Below are 18866 nucleotides of genomic sequence, written 5' to 3'. Positions count from 1 at the left end.
GCCTGTAAAAAGCGGTTGTTCCATCTGGTTTCTTCAAATTTAGTTTGTAGTTTTATTGATCAATTGAATAATTATGAGCAAAAGACTTAGAAAAATAGGTGTGATGACCTCCGGCGGGGATTCACCGGGAATGAACGCTGCGATAAGGGCTGTTGTTAGAGCCTGCGCTTACTACCATATTGACTGCGTGGGTTATTATCGCGGATTCCAGGGAATGATAAATGGCGAGTCTGTGGAACTGAATGCGAGAAGCGTGCGAAATATTATCAACCTCGGAGGCACCATTTTACAATCTGCGAGATCAAAAGAATTTATGACCGAAGAAGGCCGTAGCCGGGCCGCTGAAAATCTTAAAAAAGATGAAGTCGACGCGATGATCCTAATTGGTGGAGATGGTACTTTTCGCGGCGGACTTGCTCTAAGCGAAGAACATGGCATTCAGGTGATGGGCGTTCCCGGCACAATTGATAATGATATTTACGGAACCAATTATACCATTGGCTACGACACGGCGCTCAATACAGTGGTTGAAGCGATTGATAAGATCAGGGATACGGCAAGTTCTCATAACCGTTTGTTTTTTGTGGAAGTGATGGGGCGCGATGCCGGTTTTATTGCTCTTACCAGCGGAATTGGCGCCGGAGCAGAAGAAATTCTTATTCCTGAAGAAAATCTCGGTCTGGAAAGACTTCTTAATTCCCTCGAGCACAGCCGCAGGGCAGGGAAGACCTCTAGTATCGTGGTAGTTTCTGAAGGTGATAAAATTGGAAAAAATGTTTTTGAACTTGCAGATTATGTTCGCGAAAACCTGCCGTATTACGATGCCCGCGTTACCGTTCTGGGACATATCCAAAGGGGAGGCCGTCCTTCCTGTTTTGACAGGGTGCTGGCTAGCCGATTATCGGTGAAAGCAGTGGAACTTTTGCTGGACGGACAGAAAAACCTGATGGTGGGGCTTATCAATAACGATATAGAATCCTGCAGCCTTGAAAAAGCCCTGAAAGGAAAACATACGATCAATAAAGATCTTTTAAGAATTTCTGAAATACTCTCGACCTAATGAAAACTATAGCGATCATAGCCCACGATGGCAAAAAGCCTGAAATGGTCCAGTTTCTGAATGAAAATCAGGAGATTCTTCATTCTAAAAATATCAACATTATTGCAACGGGAACCACGGGAGCCAAAACCGAAGCAGCAGGTTACAAGGTAGAAAAATTACTTTCCGGGCCGCTCGGTGGTGATGCCCAAATAGCTGCTCGAATTGCTGAAGGGCTGGTAGATATGGTGATTTTTTTCCGGGATCCTTTAGACAAGCACCCTCATGAACCGGATATCTTTATGCTTATGAGGCTCTGCGACGTGCATAACGTGCCGCTGGCAACAAATCCCGCCACCGCTAAATTATTGATAAAAGGCCTGGTATAATTAAGGTTTTACAGCGATTGCGCTAATTTCAACATTTACGAATTTGGGAAGGTTCGCGACTTCTACGGTTTCCCGTGCCGGAGCTGTTTCTGCATCAAAATAGCGGCCATAAACTTCATTGATCTTACCAAAATTGTTCATGTCACTGATGAAAATGGAAGTTTTCACGATGTTTTCCATTCCCAGTCCTGCTTCGGTAAGGATCGCTTTTAAATTTTCGAGTACCTGCACGGTTTCTTTTTCAAGATCGGAGGTTTGAAGTTCCCCAGTTTCGGGATGAAGGGCAATTTGTCCTGAAACATACAAGGTGTTTCCGGCAAATATGGCCTGGTTATATGGACCAATGGGAGCCGGAGCTTTTTCGGTTTTAATTATTTTTTTCATGATACTTATTTTTAAATTTTTAATTTCCTGAAATTACAACTGTCTGTCCCTTACACGTCTTTTTTCATATTTAATATCGCTTAGGACACTCGCTTTGATCCTTATTAAGAAATTCCAGGATTTCCGGTTGCTGAAAGGCACCCAGTTAAAACTCATGATCCAACTGTTCAGATCTCGTGCAAATCTTAATTGGGTGAAGGTAAATCCCTGGTTCACCAGGTCATATCCCGAACTGACTCCAATTTGCCATTTCGGACTTAGTTCCACATTTCCCGAAAACATCAGAGAATGGGCAGAGATCTGATCTTGCCGGGCATTATTACTGTAATTCAGGGAATATGCCAGTCGCAGATCCCATGGAATTTTGTAGTGGTACCAATCGCTATTCGGGTTTTTCTCTTTTTTCTCAAAAGGATCTTCCTCCTTATAATTATCAGAAGGATCGGTGCTTTTTCCAAAAAGATCATCAGGTCGACCACCGTTCCTAAAGGTTTCATTGTCCATTTCATCGGTGTCTTTTTGGCCGCCCTCAAAATCCTTACTGGAGAAGGAATAACCAAAATTCACACTTCCATTCGTAAGGCGGAAGAGGCTTCCTCCATTTTCGATATTCAGTTTATTGATCCTCCGGTTATTATTGTTTAAAGCATAGATATCAAGATTTCCTCCAAAATTGATATCCAGCTTTTTATCGATTATGGGAATGGAGCCCCTCAGTGCAATTGGGGACAGTTGCAGGGAATCCCCCGCAAGGTTGTAGCTTGTACTCAGGCTGAAATTGTTCAGTAAGGTTATTTTTTTTGGTTCTGTGGCAGTGCTGTCGTTTGATCGAACCTTGGCTTCAAGAGTGTTACTAAGGCTGAAACCAATGGAACTTGAAAAATTTCTTCCGGGAGCACCATACAAGGTACCCTCGAATCTGGAATAATCTACTAATTCAATTTGATTAGTTGCAGGGTTGGTTCGTTCATAGGTGTCGTAATACTGGTCAAAACCGGGATTAATTCCGTAGCTTATGGAAGGCCGCATCACGTGACGAATCGCTTGAATTTTTTTGTCTTTCCCAAAACTTTTCATCCCGTAGATCGTGGTACCGATACTCGCATTAAAATTGTAGGTACGGTAAGCCTCGAATCCATTAACAGTGTCACGCACTACCCGGTTTTCCACTTCATTGAATGACTGCTGATAGGTTTTGGTAACCCAGGTCTCCTCGTAATTGGCGCCGGTGCTCACGCTTAGGTATTTAAAAAGCTTGAAATTGGTAGAAATAGGAATGGAATGCTGGGCGCCAAACCTTGCATCTCTGAACATTTCAGGTTTAAAAAATAAAGAATCGGTGGTCTGGATCTGGTTTTCGGAACGCAAACTGTATTGTAAATTAATATTCTCAAACAAGCCTTTTTTCGCACCTACTTTTGGAGCAAAAGGATAGATGCGAGACATACTGAGCTGCATGGTAGGAAGGCTCATATTTATGCTTTGCGTTCGGGTATTTTGAGAATGCCTTGCCGCCAGACTTAAATTTATGCCCGGTTCCCCCGGAAAAGTTTTGCTATAGGAAACCGAAGAACTAAGGGTGTTATTTAAGAAGTTACCTGTATTGCTCTGGTTGATCGTTTCCTGGTAATACTGGCTGCTTCCGAGGTTCACCGAAGCTGAAAATCTGGAAGAAGGATTGGCCTTCGCATCCTGATTATGCGACCAGCGGATGTTGTAATTGGACCTTTCAGAAAAATCAGGAAAACCACGCTGGCTGTTGAACTGCTTTTCATACCTGAAGCTGAAATTTCCGCGAAAGCGATACCTTAAAGCATAATTCGAGGTAAATTCCATATTATAAGAACCATTGGTATAATAACTACCCAGTGCCATGAGGTCTACATAATCGCTGATGGCAAAATAGTAACCTCCATTTTGAAGGTTATAACCAAACTGGCTGTCACCAAAAGACGGGATTACAAATCCCGAAGTATGTTCCTCGGTCATGGGAAAATAGCCAAACGGTAAGGCCAGAGGTGTTGGCACATCGGCGATATACATATTGACGAGTCCCGATACGATTTTTTTTCCTGGCACAAATTTGATCTTTCGGGCATAGAAATAATATTCCGGATTATCGATATCTTCAGAAGTGGTAAAACGAACATTTTTCATGAAGTAAACCGAATCGTTTTCGCGTTTGGTAACCTGTCCTTTCACCCGAAATTCCGATTCCTGTGTACGGGAATTATATACCAGGGCTCTTTCCGACTTGAAATTGAACCTAATGGAATCTGGCTCGATAGTTTTTTGCGCCTGTGTAAAAATTGGAGTTTGTATATAAGTGCCTGTAGAATCGGTAATTCCATAAGCGAAAACCTCATTTTTCGCATTATCGATCACAATGAGGCCTGCTTCGATCGTCATATCTCCGTAAACTACTTTAGCCTTATTGTAGAGGTACATTTTATTCTCTCGCGGGCTAAGCCTCATATAATCGGAAGCAGTATAACTTACAACATCAGTTAGCAGTTGCGGTGGCCGAACGCTATCTTTTACTACCGTATCTTTTTGCTGTAGTGCAAGATTGATCTCTTCAGTGTTCATTGCAGGCACCACCGTATCTTTGGCTTTTACAGGAATAGAGTTATTCTGGCCTTCCTGTGCCTGAAGTGCGAAGGAAAACAACAACGTACAAACTAAGCAAAAAAGAGTATTCGGGATATTTGTTTGCAATGCTTTAAGTGCTATTTTTGTATGGTACGGCTCGCTCTTTGGAGGGCCAAAATTACGTATATTTTTTCAGCTTACTTTTTTGAGAGCAGGAAAATAGTAATTAAAATATTCACCCCAGTTTAAGCGTTAGCTTTTTATGAGAACGAACTTACTTAATTTTTTCGTATTCACCTTCTTTGTTATTGCCCTTCAAAAAAACTCCCAGGCAGCTGAAGTTCCGCCCTCTTTGAACCCTTTTGTGGTGGTTCTCGACGCCGGTCATGGTGGAAAAGACCCGGGTAATATGGGTAATGGTTATAAAGAAAAAGATATTGCCCTGAGTATTGTCTTAAAAATCGGGAAAGAACTGGAAAAATATAATAATATCAAGGTCATCTATACCCGTAAGACCGATGTATTCGTGGAATTGTTTGAAAGAGGCCGAATTGCAAATGAGGCCCATGCCGATCTATTTGTTTCCGTACACTGCAATTCCCACAAATCACAGGCCTCGGGAACCGAGACATTCGTACTGGGATTAAACAGGAATGAAACCAATTTTGAGGTCGCAAAAAAAGAAAATTCGGTGATTTACCTCGAAGATAACTACGAAGTGAAATATGCGGGTTACGATCCCAATTCCCCCGAATCTTATATTGGCCTTACTATTATGCAGGAGGAATATCTTGACCAGAGTATTTTACTGGCCGACCTGGTTCAAAAAGAATTCACCAATAAATTACACCGGAAAGACCGCGGGGTAAAACAAATGGGGCTTATTGTTCTGCACCAAACTTATATGCCCAGCGTTCTGGTAGAAACCGGTTTTTTGACCAATAATCAGGAAGGAGCATATCTTAATAGTAATCGAGGACAGGACCAGATGGCAAAGGCAATTTCAGAAGCTATTATTGATTACAGTCATACCATAAACCTGGATGTTATAGATGATATTGCTGTTAATAAAGGCGAAAGTAACAGCACTTCCCATGGAGGCAATTCCCAGGTTTATAAAGACGTCACCTTTAAAGTACAATTGGCTGCCGGGTCGCGAAAGCTTGAAACCGCGCCCTATAATTTTAAAGGCTTGAAAAATGTCGAAAGAGAAAAAGAAGGCAAATTTTATAAATATTATTACGGAGGCACGTCAGATTACCTTAAAATTCAGGAACTACACAGGGAAGCGATCCGAAAAGGATATCCCACAAGTTATATAGTTGCTTTTAAAAACAACCAGAAAGTAAGCCTCGAAGAAGCCTTAAAATCTCAGGATAATTAGAACGGCTTTTCTAATTTTATTTCTAAATTTGTGGTTATCCTTTAAAAAATTTGCTTTTGAAATATTCCAGAGAGGTTAAAACCGCCGTGCTAGCTATTACAGCAATAGTTCTTCTTATCGTTGGATATAGTTTCCTTAAGGGCCAGAACCTTCTAGAGGATAGCCGGACTTTTTATGCAGTTTATGATGATGTTGAAGGACTCTCACCATCTTCTGAAGTTACCATAAATGGTTTAAAGGTTGGACAGGTAACCAAAATTGATTTTTTAAACCAGAAGGGGCAGCTGCTGGTAACCTTTACGGTAAAGAATGATTTTGCCTTTTCCGAAAATAGTATTGCTGAAATTTATGGAGGAAATATTATTGGCGGGAAATCTTTGGCAATTATTCCAAAATATGACAAAAGTGTTGGAATGGCCGAATCTGGCGATACGCTTCAGGGAAAAAAGGAAGAGGGTCTCATGGAATTGGTGAACGATCGTCTTTCTCCGCTACAGGAAAAACTTGAAAATACCATAGTAAGTGCTGATTCTATGGTAACGGCCATTGCCGAGGTGCTTAACGACTCCACACGCAGAAATATAAGAGGTACTTTTAAAAACCTTGATGCCACAGTGGCTTCTTTTCGACAAACTGCTAATGAGCTTCATGAAATTGTTTCCGGCAATTCTGATAAACTGGACCGTACATTTACCAATCTCGATGAGATGTCTGCCAATTTCAATAATTTTTCTGATACGCTCAGCCAGATGAATCTGAAACAAATGACCACAGATCTTGAAAACGTGGTGGCAGATTTTCAGCAAATTGCCGATAAACTTAACAATGGAGAGGGAACAGCGGGTAAACTGCTCAATGATGAAACCGTTTATAATAATCTGGACCGGGCAACCCGACAGCTCGAAGAATTACTCCAAGACGTTAAACTGAATCCTAAACGATACGTTCATTTCTCTATTTTCGGCAAAAATCCCGAACCTTACGAAGAAGAAGAATAGGATTCCCTAAAATACGCATCGAATGCATATTATTGCACAAGTTCTTTTTGTGATCGCCCTAATTGGCGGTATTGGTTTTTTTACCAGGAATATCAGGCGGATGACCCGTAATATCAAATTAGGTCGGGAATCAGATCGTACAGATCATAAAGGAGAGCGTTTTGCGAAAATGGCCCGCGTAGCGATGGGCCAGAGTAAAATGGTTCGTCGCCCAATCGCAGGTATACTGCATGTGATCGTATACCTTGGGTTCATACTTATCAATATTGAAGTTCTCGAGATCATTATAGACGGGGTATTTGGTTCTCACCGTGTTTTCTCTTTCCTTGGAAATTTTTATAACATCCTTATTGCAGGTTTTGAAATCCTGGCTTTGCTGGTGCTTATAGGCGTTATTTTATTCTGGACCCGAAGAAATGTCGTTCGCATTTATCGATTCTGGGGAAATGAACTAAAAGGCTGGCCAAAGAACGATGCCAATAATATTCTTTATTTCGAGATGGTGCTTATGGTGCTTTTTCTAACCATGAATGCCGCCGATCACCAGTTACAATTGAATGGAGCTCCACATTATTTGTTAAATACCGATATGAGCGCTGCTTTTCCGGTAAGTAATTTTTTAATGCCGCTGATAGATGGCTTTAGTAATTCCACGCTTATCATCATTGAAAGAACGGCCTGGTGGCTGCATATTTTAGGTATTTTGTTTTTCCTGAATTACCTGTATTATTCAAAACATTTACATATTCTGCTGGCGTTTCCAAATGTTTTTTATTCAAAGCTGAAACCAAAAGGAGAATTGAACAATCTTGAATCGGTTAAAAAAGAAGTGGCATTGATGATGGATCCAAATGCCGATCCATTTGCGGCTCCGGCTGAAGGAGAAGGGGAGGAAGAGCCCGAAAAATTTGGTGCTTCTGATGTATTCGATCTAACAAGGGTGCAATTGATGAATGCTTACACCTGCACGGAATGTGGCCGCTGTACTTCCGAATGTCCTGCCAATATAACCGGCAAAAAGCTCTCTCCACGAAAAATTATGATGGACACCAGGGACCGACTGGAGGAAGTAGGGGAGATCATCAATAAAAAAGGCAAATATGAAGATAATGGGAAGCAGCTTCTGGATGATTACATAAGCCGGGAAGAATTATGGGCCTGCACCACCTGTAATGCCTGCGTGGAAGCCTGTCCCGTAGGAATCGATCCGCTGTCTATAATTATTGAAATGAGACGCTACTTAATGATGGAGCAAAGTGCTGCACCGAATGAACTGGCGGTTTCCATGACAAATATTGAGAATAATGGTGCTCCCTGGCCTTATAACCAAATGGATCGTCTTAACTGGGCCCAGGAAAAATAAATTTTGAATTATTTAAAGTATATCAAATTATGGCAGATTCAATAAAAGTTCCCACTATGGCCGAATATATGGCTGAAGGTAAAGCTCCCGAAGTACTTTTTTGGGTAGGTTGCGCCGGAAGTTTTGACGATCGCGCCAAAAAAATTACCAGGGCCTTTGTAAAATTACTGCACAAGGCCGGAGTAGATTTTGCCGTTTTGGGAACAGAAGAAAGCTGCACCGGAGATCCTGCGAAACGTTCGGGAAATGAATTCCTGTTTCAAATGCAGGCAGCCATGAACATTGAAGTTCTAAATGGCTACGAAATAAAAAAAATCGTCACTACCTGTCCGCATTGTTTCAATACCATAAAAAATGAATATCCTTCTCTGGGCGGAAATTATGAGGTAGTACACCATACCCAATTTCTTAAATCGCTTCTTGAAGAAGGTAAATTGAAAGTGGAAGGCGGTAAATTCAAAGGAAAGAAAATCACCTTTCACGATCCCTGTTATTTAGGACGCGCCAATAATGAATATGAAGCTCCCCGGGAACTTCTGGAAAAGCTTGAAGTGGAATTGGTGGAAATGAAAAGGTGCAAGCGAAATGCCATGTGTTGTGGTGCCGGTGGAGGACAAATGTTCAAAGAACCTGAACCCGGGAAAAAGGATGTAAATGTGGCAAGAACCGAACAGGCCATGGATGTAAATCCTGAAATTATTGCTGCCGGTTGTCCTTTCTGCAATACAATGCTCACTGATGGCGTTAAAAGTAAAGAGAAAGAAGGCAGTATTGCTGTAATGGATGTAGCCGAAATGATCGCCAACGCTGAAGATCTATAATTACAAACGTTAAATAGTGGTACTGTATTTGAGCTCACAACTAAAAAAATTAGATTTGTAACAGTTCAATTTGACCCCTTATGTTAGTACCATTTGAAAGTTTACCCGATAGTTCACGGGTATGGATTTACCAGGCTAATCGCCCGTTTACCGAAGAAGAATTAAAGGAGATCTCTAATAAACTGGATGATTTTATTGAGAAATGGACCGTTCACGGAGCAAATCTCAAAGCCTCCTATGAGATAAAATACAGGCGTTTTATCGTGATTGCTCTTGACCAGGAGCTCAATGCCGCTTCCGGATGTTCCATAGATGCTTCAGTGCATTTTATTCAGCAGCTGGAAAAGGAATATAATGTGGATCTTCTTGATAAAATGAATGTCTCTTATAAATTGGGAGAGTTCATTGCCTATAAAAGCCTTTCTGATTTCCGGAAAATGGCCAAACAGAAATCTGTTTCTTCGAAGACCATTGTTTTTAACAACCTTGTAAATAATAAAGCCGAATACCTTTCAGACTGGGAAGTCCCGGCATCCCAAAGCTGGCACAAACGTTTTATGAATTAAATGAAGTTGAAGCACGCCCGAGGATCGCTAACATTTTTATTTTTTATTTTCTTATCCCTGTGCGTTAATTCACAGGTCACCAATCCTTTAAGAGCCGATGATTTTGTCGCCCAGAAAAAATGGGTTGACAGTGTTTATAACTCTATGAGCCTGGAGGAGAAAGTAGGACAGCTTTTTATGGCCAATATCTGGTCAAGAAATGCAGCCACTGAGGCTGATACTATCAGGAAGCTCATAAAAGAAGAACATATTGGCGGGATCATTTTTTCCAAAGGAGGCCCCGTAAAGCAGGCCCAGCTTACCAATGAGTTTCAGGGATTGAGCAAAGTGCCTTTGTTGGTTGGAATGGATGCTGAATGGGGACTTGCAATGAGACTTGACAGTACCTTTGCCTTTCCCTGGAATATGACCCTCGGCGCAATAGAGGATGAGACCCTTATCCAACGTACCGGCGCGGCGATTGGTCGCCATGCCAAACGCCTGGGTATTCAGTTCAATTTTGGACCTGTAGTAGATATCAACACGAATCCTGATAATCCCATCATCGGGAACCGTTCCTTTGGCGAAACCAAAGAGAATGTGACCAGAAAGGCCCTGGCAATGATGAAAGGCATGGAACATTCGGGTCTTCTCAGTACCGCCAAACATTTCCCGGGGCATGGGGATACCGATTCAGATTCTCATAAAACCCTTCCCACCATTACTTTTTCAAAAGAACGGATTGATTCGGTGGAGCTTTATCCATATAAAAAGCTTATTCCGCAGGGCTTAAACAGTGTTATGGTGGCTCATTTGAGCGTCCCGGACCTGGAGCCCGATGAATCTGTTCCGGCCTCTCTTTCAGAAAAAATCATTACCGGAATTCTTAAGAAAAAGATGGGGTTTAATGGACTCATTTTTACCGATGCCCTTGATATGAAAGGAGTTGCAAAAGGAAATAAACCGGGTGAAGTAGATTTGCAGGCATTTTTGGCTGGGAACGATGTGCTGTTGATGAGCGAGGATATTTCAAAGGCATCAGATAATATTATGGAAGCCTATAATCAGGGAATTATTTCTGAAGATCGGCTGGCACTTTCAGTGAAAAAGATTCTTTATGCCAAATATAAAACCGGGCTCAATAATTTTCAGCCTATAAATACAACTTCCTTAATTAGTGATCTTAACACTCTCCAGGATGAAGCGCTTCTTGAAGATCTTTTTGAAAACGCCGCCACACTATTAAAGAATAATAAGGGAGTCGTACCGATTAAAAACCTGGAAAAGCAGAAGATCGCTTACGTCAATTTTGGGAATGCAGATGGAAGTCCGTTTTTGAAGGAGCTTAGAAAATATGCCAAAGTAGATTGGGTAAAAGCTGAAAAACTTTCAGATTTACAGGAGAAACTTGATCAGTATTCCTATGTTATTGTGGGTTACCATAAACCCGATAATAATCCCTGGGCTTCCTATAAATTCAGTGATAAGGAATTGAGCTGGCTCCACGAGATCGCCCGCAGGAACAAAACACTGCTTGCTTTATTTGCCAGGCCTTATGCTTTGCTCGATATAAAGAGTTTTTCGAATATAGAAGGAGTTATAGTGGGTTATCAAAATCATCCTGTTGCCCAGCAGAAAGTAGCGCAGATACTTTTTGGAGCTTTGCCAGCGAAAGGAAAGTTACCTGTGAGCATTGGGAGGGAATTTCCGGAAGGCACGGGATATATTACCAAAGACATCAACCGTCTTGCCTATGGAAGTCCGGAAACGGTTGGCATGAGTTCCGAAAAATTGAAAAAAATTGATAGTATCATCAATTATGCGATCGATGAAAAAATGACTCCCGGAGCACAAATTCTGGTGGCAAGAAAAGGAAAGGTGATCTATCAAAAGAATTTTGGATATCAAACCTATGATAAAAAAATTCCTGTAACTGATACCACGATATACGATCTCGCGTCGCTCACGAAAATCCTGGCTACACTTCCGCTGGTAATGCAACTGGATGAAGAAGGAGTTTTAAGTTTTGACACAAAGTTGAGTGAGATGTTTCCTTCATTTAAAGATTCAAATAAGGCAAATATCAGGCTTCAGGATATGCTGATGCACTATGCAAGGCTGTTGCCATGGATTCCTTTTTATATCTCTACCATAGATCATGATAGCAATGAACCCTCAGATCTCTATTATCGTAGTGAACCTTCCCCCGAATTCAATACGCATGTAGCCAAAAACATGTATATCCGCAAGGATATTGGAGATACCATCATAAAAACCATTAGGGATAGCAAGCTTGAGCCGCGGCTCGAATATAAATACAGCGATTTGCCTTATTATCTTCTAAAATATTACCTGGAAGCCTATTTTCATACTTCTCTTCAAATCGTGACCCAGCAAAGGCTTTATCAGCCTTTGGGCGCAAATTATACCGGCTATTTACCCCTTACGCGTTTTGATACTTTGCAAATTGCCCCTACCGAAAATGATAAATTATGGAGGCACCAGCTGGTTAGAGGTTATGTTCATGACCAGGGAGCGGCCATGCAGGGAGGTATTGGAGGTCATGCCGGACTTTTCAGCACTGCCAATGACGTGGCAAAAATTATGCAGATGTACCTTAACGGAGGCCATTACGGTGGAGAGGAATTCCTGGAAAAAGAAATCATTGACAGTTATAATACCTGTTATTATTGCAAAAAGCGTGTAAGGCGTGGCGTAGGTTTCGACAAACCTCAGTTATCAGAGGCAGGACCTACCTGTAACTGTGTTTCCATGAATAGTTTTGGCCATAGCGGATTTACAGGTACCTTTGCCTGGGCCGATCCCGATGAGGAGATCGTTTACATATTTTTGTCGAACCGGGTGTATCCTGATTCTAATAATCGAAAGCTCATTCACGCCGATATTAGATCGAACATCCAAAAAGTTATTTACGAATCTATTATTTCTGATTGATGAAAATTGCCATTGTTTGTTATCCTACCTTCGGCGGAAGTGGTGTCGTAGCTACTGAATTAGGCCTGGCTCTTTCTAAGCGTGGCCATGAAGTGCATTTTATTACCTACAAACAACCGGTTAGGCTGGAGCAGATCTCCAGTCATATCAGATTTCACGAGGTGAATGTTCATGAATATCCGTTGTTCCATTATCAGCCCTATGAACTTGCCTTAAGCAGCAAACTGGTGAATGTGGTGCGGCATTACGGGATCGAGGTTCTGCACGTACATTATGCCATTCCTCATGCCTATGCGGGTTATATGGCGAAGAAAATGCTTGAGGAATACGGAATCAGATTGCCTATGGTAACCACGCTTCATGGAACCGACATCACCCTTGTTGGAAATCATCCTTTCTATAAACCCGCGGTTTCTTTCAGTATCAATAACAGCGATTTTGTCACTTCGGTTTCTGAAAATCTGAAAAAAGATACACTGCGCTTTTTCAACATCAGAAAAGAGATTGAAGTGATTCCCAATTTTATAGATATTTCAAAGTATGAACAAATAGGTTTTACCGATTGTCAGCGTGATATAATGGCAGATGAAGATGAAAAGATCATTACACATGTTAGTAACTTTAGAAAAGTGAAGCGTATTGATGATGTGATCCATATATTTTTCAATATTCAGAAAAAAATAAAGGCTCGCCTGATGATGGTTGGTGAAGGCCCTGAAAAAGAAGCCGCTGAGGAACTTGTGGAAGAATTGAATATTTCAGACAGGGTTTTATTTCTTGGTCAGAGTCATGAGATCGATAAGATCCTTTGTTTTTCTGATCTGTTTTTACTGCCTTCAGAAACCGAAAGTTTCGGACTTGCAGCACTTGAAGCAATGATTAATAAAGTGCCTGTAATTTCCACTAATTCAGGAGGTTTGCCTGAAGTTAATATTCATGGTGTATCGGGTTATCTTAGAGATGTTGGAGATATTGAAAGCATGTCTAAGGATGCTATTTCTATCCTTGAGAACGAAGAAAAATTGAAACTTTTTAAGAAGCAGGCAAGAGAAGTTGCCGCGAAATTTGATATTCATAAAATAGTTCCTCTCTACGAAGCTCTCTATGAAAAAGCTTTAGAGAAGGCATAAAAAAAAGTGGAGATTTTTTACAATCTCCACCTTCCCTTTCTTAAACCTATAAATTAAGAAAATCTAAAATTGATATCTTATTCCAAGAGCCAGGTCTGGAGCGAAATCATCGCTTTCCACATAATTTGAGAATCCAATTTCAGGACGAAAATCCAGGGATAACAACAACGGAAAATCAAAATTATACTCAATTCCAATATCTCCTGCGATTAAAGCAAAAGCTCCGTCGTGTCTATCAAGATTATCATTCCGGTTATCGTTATAGCTTCCTAAACCGGCACCTGCACCGGCATACCAGTTAAAACCTCCATCGATGTTCCATACCCACTGGTAGAGTCCCACCAGTTTAATGGCATCATAATAACTGTCATTTCTCCAACCAAGGTCAAATTCTAGCCGGTTATTTTCAGCGCCCACCTCTCTTTGATAAGAGACTTCTGCACCAAAGCTATTTCCACCACCCACTCTTAACCCCAGGGCGTTTTCTGAAATACTTTGGGCATATGCACCATAAAAAAATGCAGCTCCAAAGAAGAAAGCTGCAATAAGAAATTCCTTTTTCATATTGATCGATTCGTTTTAGTTTTAGACAAATTTAATGCGATTTGTATTACAAAAACGTTCTCCACCGTCAATGTATTGTTAATATTAATTAAAAAACTGTTAAGTCAAAATCGCAAAAACTTCTAAATTTGGATATGGATTTTAAGCGCGCCCTCAACCAACTGAGAAAAGAACTCACCGGTGAATTTTTTGATGATTCCCTTAGAAGGTCTATTTATGCCACTGATGCCTCGGTGTATCGGGAATTGCCTCTGGCAGTATGTTATCCGGCAAATGTCCCGGACCTGAAACTATTAATAAAATTTGCCGCCGAAAACGGTACCTCCCTAATTCCACGAACAGCAGGAACTTCCCTGGCAGGGCAGTGTACAGGAAACGGAATAGTTGTTGACGTTTCCCGCCATTTCACCGATATTGTTAAAATAGACGAAAAGCAGAAAAAAGTTACTGTTCAACCGGGCGTAATACGGGATGATCTAAACAGAAAATTAAGCAAATACCAACTCTTTTTCGGTCCGAATACCTCTACCTCCAATCGCTGTATGATAGGAGGAATGGCCGGTAATAATTCCAGCGGGACAACTTCTATTAAATATGGCACCACCAGGGAGAAACTAATTTCCTTAAAATGCCTTCTAAGCGATGGGTCTGAAGTTGAATTCAAAGATCTCACGAAAGCTGAATATGACAAGAAACTTGAATTAAAATCTCTCGAAGGCGAAATTTATCGCAAGCTTAATGATATTCTTTCCAGCGAAGAAAATAAAAAGGAAATAGAAAAAGAATTCCCAGATCCCGGCATTCACAGGAGAAATACCGGATATGCCATTGACGAGTTGCTGCGGTCAGAAATTTTTACTGAGACAGGAGATGCCTTTAATATGTGTAAACTTATTTCGGGAAGTGAGGGTACCCTCGCTTTTATTACTGAGATTACCCTGCAGCTTGATAAGCTTCCGCCAAAGTACACGGCTATGGTCGCCGCACATTTCAGCAATATCGAAAATTGTTTACAGGCGGTGGTGCCGGTGATGGACCACAACCTTTTCACCTGTGAAATGATGGATAAGGTCATCCTGGACTGTACCAGCCAAAACCTGAAATATCGCGAAAACAGGTTTTTTATTGAAGGTGATCCAATGGCAATTTTGATGCTGGAACTACGGGCAGATTCTGAAGAAAACCTTCAACAACAGGTTGAGGCGCTTCTTTCTACAATTGATAAATCGGGATTAAGCTATGCGAATCCTGTGCTTTTTGGTGACGAAATAGATCTCGCCCTTGAATTACGAAAAGCCGGATTAGGCCTTCTGGGAAATATGAAAGGTGACAAAAAAGCCGTCGCCTGTATTGAAGACACCGCTGTACCTCTGCCTGTTTTAGCCGAATATATCAATGAATTTTCGGCTATCATGAAGAAATACGATCAGCAGGCGGTTTATTATGCACATGCCGGTGCCGGGGAACTTCATTTAAGACCTATTCTGGACCTTAAGAAAAAAGAGGATGTCAGGCTTTTCAGGCAAATTACCGAAGAGGTGGCAGCCTTAGTAAAGAAATACAATGGTTCTTTGAGCGGGGAACATGGGGACGGACGTGTAAGAGCTGAATTTATTGAAAAAATGATCGGCTCTCATAATTACAAACTTCTGAAAGAGGTAAAAACAGTTTTTGATCCTCTCAATATCTTTAATCCCGGTAAGATCGTGGATACCGATCCCATGGATACTTCCCTTCGCTATGTTCCGGGAAGAAAAGAACCGGAGATCGAAACTATTATGGATTTTTCAGATGCCGATGGAGTTTTGCGGCTGGCTGAAAAATGTAACGGCAGCGGGGATTGCCGTAAATCGGTGGAAGCCGGGGGCACTATGTGTCCCAGTTATCGGGCTACAAAAGATGAAAAAGATACCACCCGGGCGAGAGCAAACGCTTTAAGGGAATTCCTGACCAATTCAGAAAAGGCAAACAGGTTTGATCATGAAGAACTTAAGGAAGTATTGGATCTCTGCATAAGCTGTAAAGGCTGCAAAAGTGAATGTCCTTCCAATGTTGATATGGCCAGTTTAAAAGCCGAATTTCAGTATCAATACCATAAAGCGCATAAGCCTTCTTTGAGAGACAGGATGTTTGCTAATATTTCTCATTACAACAGCCTTGCATCAAAAACTCCCGGAATTTCCCGCTATTTTATGAAAAACAAGCTGAGTTCGGGAATGCTAAAAAAATTCCTTGGAATAGCTCCGGAAAGGGAATTGCCGGTAATTTCCAAACAAACACTGAGGCAGTATTATAGGGAGAATATGGAAAAGTTTCAGGTGAAAAATCCGGTGAAAAAGATCTATCTTTTCTGTGATGAATTCACCAATTTCCTGGATGTAAAAATTGGAAAGGATGCCCTTCAGCTTTTGGCCAAACTGAATTATCAGGTGGAAATTATTGATCATCCTGAAAGCGGAAGAAGTTATATTTCAAAAGGATTTCTTTCCGAAGCCAAAGCTCTTGCTAATCAAAATGTGAAGATTTTCAAAGATATTATCAACAATGACACGCCTCTTATCGGCATAGAGCCTTCAGCGATTCTTTCTTTTCGTGATGAATACCTTCGCCTGGCTGATGATAAAGAAGCGGCACTCCAATTATCTAAAAATTGTTTTATAATTGAGGAATTTCTGAAAATGGAAATTTCCGAAGGCAATATTTCTGAAAATCAGTTTACAAAGAAAAAAGCCACGGTGAAGATTCATGGACATTGCCATCAGAAAGCGCTTTCTAATACTTCCCGTACTTTCGAAGTGTTAAACCTTCCGAAAAACTATACGGTGACCATCATTCCTTCGGGTTGTTGTGGGATGGCGGGTTCTTTCGGGTACGAAAAAGAACACTACGAGGTGAGTATGCGAATTGGAGAAAATTCCCTTTTTCCCGCAGTTAGAAAAGCAGGGCCAAATACAATCATTTCGGCTAATGGCACCAGTTGCCGACACCAGATAAAAGACGGTACCGGCAAAATTGCAGAACACCCTATTTCTATATTGAAAAAAGCCCTTGCCTGATCATATTAAGAAAATCTTAAATGTTTAGTTTCCGGTTAAAAAATCTATACTTTTAAAAATTCTCAACACCGGGAAACTAATTAGTTAAACAGATCTAAATGACCGAGGAACTTCGAATTAAGGAGTTAGAAAAGGAATTATCAAAAAGTCATAGGGAAAACGAATATCTAAAAGAACAATTAGATAAAGGTGATGCTTTTGAATTGCACCAGTATAAAACCTTGGTTCACTCTTCGCCTTCAATGATAACTTTACTTAAAGGCGAGGATCTTATAATAGAAGTCGCAAACGATGCAGTTCTCAATTTCTGGAATAAATCACGAGATATTATCGGGAAACCACTGGTTGAAGCTCATCCCGACATAAAAGAGCAGGGCCTGGAAAATCTTCTTCTGGAGGTTTATGAAAAGGGAGAGGCCAGGCGCGGCTATGAAATGCCCGTGTATATTAGCAGGGAAAGCGGGAGAGAACTTCTTTATTTTAACTTTATTTACCAGCCACAACGGGATCAAAATGGAAAGATCTATGGAGTGGCGGTTATCGCCCACGAGGTAAGCTCTCAGGCTGTTCTTCATAAGGAGTTAAAGAAGAGTGAAGATCTTTACCGCAGTATTTCAGATTTTATGCCGCATAAGATCAGTATTTCTGATAAAAATGGAAATTCTTATTATTATAACCAAAGCTGGCTGGATTATACAGGACGCAGTCTTGATGAACTTATTGAAAAAGAACCCGGTAAGATGTTGCATCACCAAGACTGGCAAAATATCCAGGAAATTGCGGAAAAATCATTAAAATCGGGAAGGCCATTTGAAGTTGAATGTAGAATTAAAGATAAAAATAAGGAGTACAAATGGCATCTTTGCCAAATCGCTCCACTGAAGGATCAGGAAGGGAATGTGGAATACTGGATTTCTTCTGCCATCGAAATTCAAAAAATGAAGGAAGAAGAAAAAAGAAAAGAAGATTTTCTTAAACTGGTAAGTCATGAATTAAAAACTCCTGTAACTTCAATTAAAGGATATATTCAACTTCTGCAATCTATGCTTGGAGAAGAGACTGAAGAGAACAAGGTTGTAAAACCTTACCTTAATCGTATAGAAGGCCAGATAGAAAGGCTTATCAGGCTGATTTCAGAAATGCTTGATCTTTCCCGAATTGAGCAAAATGAGATGGAATTGAAACTTGAAAAATTTCTTCTCAACGACCTGGTGGAAGAGATCATAGAGGATTTTAGTTATACAAATAAAAATTTAAGGGTTGAATTAAATCACTATTGCGAATGCAATGTGAGTGCAGATAAAGACAGGATCGGGCAGGTGATTGTAAACTTAATTACCAATGCCATTAAATATTCGGGTGACGATAAAAGAATTGAGGTCCGCGTTTTTCACCCGGACAGGAACCATGTTGGAGTGGGAGTAAAGGATTTTGGGATCGGGATTTCCGATAAAGACAAAAAGCTTGTTTTTAACAGGTTTTTTAGGGTTCCATCCCAAAATGAAGAAACTTATTCGGGTTTTGGAATTGGTCTTTACCTTTCAAAACAGATCATTCACAGGCATCACGGGGAAATTTTTGTTAACAGTGAACCTGGAAAAGGTTCTGAATTTATTTTCACTTTACCTTTAGAACAAAATTAAATT

Annotated in this window: 14 protein-coding genes; 11 read left to right on the top strand and 3 right to left on the bottom strand. The window is 40.8% G+C overall.

Annotation, left to right across the window (positions count from 1 at the left end; all coding sequences use genetic code 11):
* Nucleotides 1-73: 73 nt before the first annotated feature.
* Nucleotides 74-1060, top strand: coding sequence for a 6-phosphofructokinase (pfkA, locus tag C7S20_RS14645; protein WP_107013176.1), 987 nt, complete (start codon nt 74-76; stop codon nt 1058-1060).
* Complete coding sequence (locus C7S20_RS14640; RefSeq protein ID WP_107013175.1) at nt 1060-1428, top strand: methylglyoxal synthase; 369 nt, start codon at nt 1060-1062, stop codon at nt 1426-1428. The genes pfkA and C7S20_RS14640 overlap by 1 nt, the downstream gene beginning before the upstream one ends.
* Here the strand turns inward: C7S20_RS14640 and C7S20_RS14635 are convergent, their stop codons facing one another.
* The gene (locus C7S20_RS14635) at nt 1429-1812 is read right to left on the bottom strand and encodes a RidA family protein (protein ID WP_107013174.1); all 384 of its coding nucleotides are present in this window, start codon (nt 1810-1812) and stop codon (nt 1429-1431) included.
* A 33-nt stretch (nt 1813-1845) separates the two neighbouring features.
* Nucleotides 1846-4530, bottom strand: coding sequence for a putative LPS assembly protein LptD (locus C7S20_RS14630; protein WP_107013173.1), 2685 nt, complete (start codon nt 4528-4530; stop codon nt 1846-1848).
* A gap of 136 nt (nt 4531-4666) precedes the next feature.
* Between C7S20_RS14630 and C7S20_RS14625 the strand changes: the two genes are divergently transcribed.
* The 7 genes from C7S20_RS14625 (at nt 4667) to bshA (ending at nt 13600) form a co-directional block, all read left to right on the top strand.
* Complete coding sequence (locus C7S20_RS14625; protein ID WP_107013172.1) at nt 4667-5788, top strand: N-acetylmuramoyl-L-alanine amidase family protein; 1122 nt, start codon at nt 4667-4669, stop codon at nt 5786-5788.
* A 56-nt stretch (nt 5789-5844) separates the two neighbouring features.
* Complete coding sequence (locus tag C7S20_RS14620) at nt 5845-6786, top strand: MlaD family protein (RefSeq protein ID WP_107014256.1); 942 nt, start codon at nt 5845-5847, stop codon at nt 6784-6786.
* Nucleotides 6787-6808: 22 nt separating this feature from the next.
* Nucleotides 6809-8149 carry a 4Fe-4S dicluster domain-containing protein gene (locus tag C7S20_RS14615; RefSeq protein ID WP_107013171.1) on the top strand — a complete coding sequence of 447 codons (1341 nt, stop codon included), beginning with the start codon at nt 6809-6811 and terminating at the stop codon, nt 8147-8149.
* A 29-nt stretch (nt 8150-8178) separates the two neighbouring features.
* A complete protein-coding gene (locus tag C7S20_RS14610) occupies nt 8179-8970 on the top strand; it encodes a (Fe-S)-binding protein (RefSeq protein WP_107013170.1) in 792 nt (263 codons plus the stop codon).
* Nucleotides 8971-9050: 80 nt separating this feature from the next.
* Nucleotides 9051-9536 carry an ABC transporter ATPase gene (locus C7S20_RS14605; protein WP_107013169.1) on the top strand — a complete coding sequence of 162 codons (486 nt, stop codon included), beginning with the start codon at nt 9051-9053 and terminating at the stop codon, nt 9534-9536.
* On the top strand, nt 9537-12470 hold the full coding sequence (locus C7S20_RS14600) for a serine hydrolase domain-containing protein (RefSeq protein WP_107013168.1): 2934 nt from the start codon (nt 9537-9539) through the stop codon (nt 12468-12470). It begins immediately after the preceding gene.
* Complete coding sequence (bshA, locus tag C7S20_RS14595) at nt 12470-13600, top strand: N-acetyl-alpha-D-glucosaminyl L-malate synthase BshA (RefSeq protein ID WP_107013167.1); 1131 nt, start codon at nt 12470-12472, stop codon at nt 13598-13600. The genes C7S20_RS14600 and bshA overlap by 1 nt, the downstream gene beginning before the upstream one ends.
* Nucleotides 13601-13663: 63 nt before the next feature.
* Here bshA and C7S20_RS14590 read toward each other — a convergent pair whose 3' ends face one another.
* Nucleotides 13664-14164, bottom strand: coding sequence for a hypothetical protein (locus C7S20_RS14590; RefSeq protein ID WP_107013166.1), 501 nt, complete (start codon nt 14162-14164; stop codon nt 13664-13666).
* 134 nt (nt 14165-14298) lie between these two features.
* Here C7S20_RS14590 and C7S20_RS14585 point away from each other — a divergent pair, with 134 nt between their 5' ends.
* On the top strand, nt 14299-17220 hold the full coding sequence (locus C7S20_RS14585) for an FAD-binding and (Fe-S)-binding domain-containing protein (RefSeq protein WP_107013165.1): 2922 nt from the start codon (nt 14299-14301) through the stop codon (nt 17218-17220).
* Nucleotides 17221-17318: 98 nt separating this feature from the next.
* Nucleotides 17319-18863, top strand: coding sequence for an ATP-binding protein (locus C7S20_RS14580; RefSeq protein WP_107013164.1), 1545 nt, complete (start codon nt 17319-17321; stop codon nt 18861-18863).
* The last annotated feature ends 3 nt before the right edge of the window (nt 18864-18866 follow it).

The organism is Christiangramia fulva, assembly GCF_003024155.1.
In the GTDB taxonomy this organism is placed as follows: domain Bacteria; phylum Bacteroidota; class Bacteroidia; order Flavobacteriales; family Flavobacteriaceae; genus Christiangramia; species Christiangramia fulva.
The sequence above is the reverse complement of the archived record's forward strand: the minus strand, read 5'-3'. Positions and strand labels throughout refer to the sequence as shown.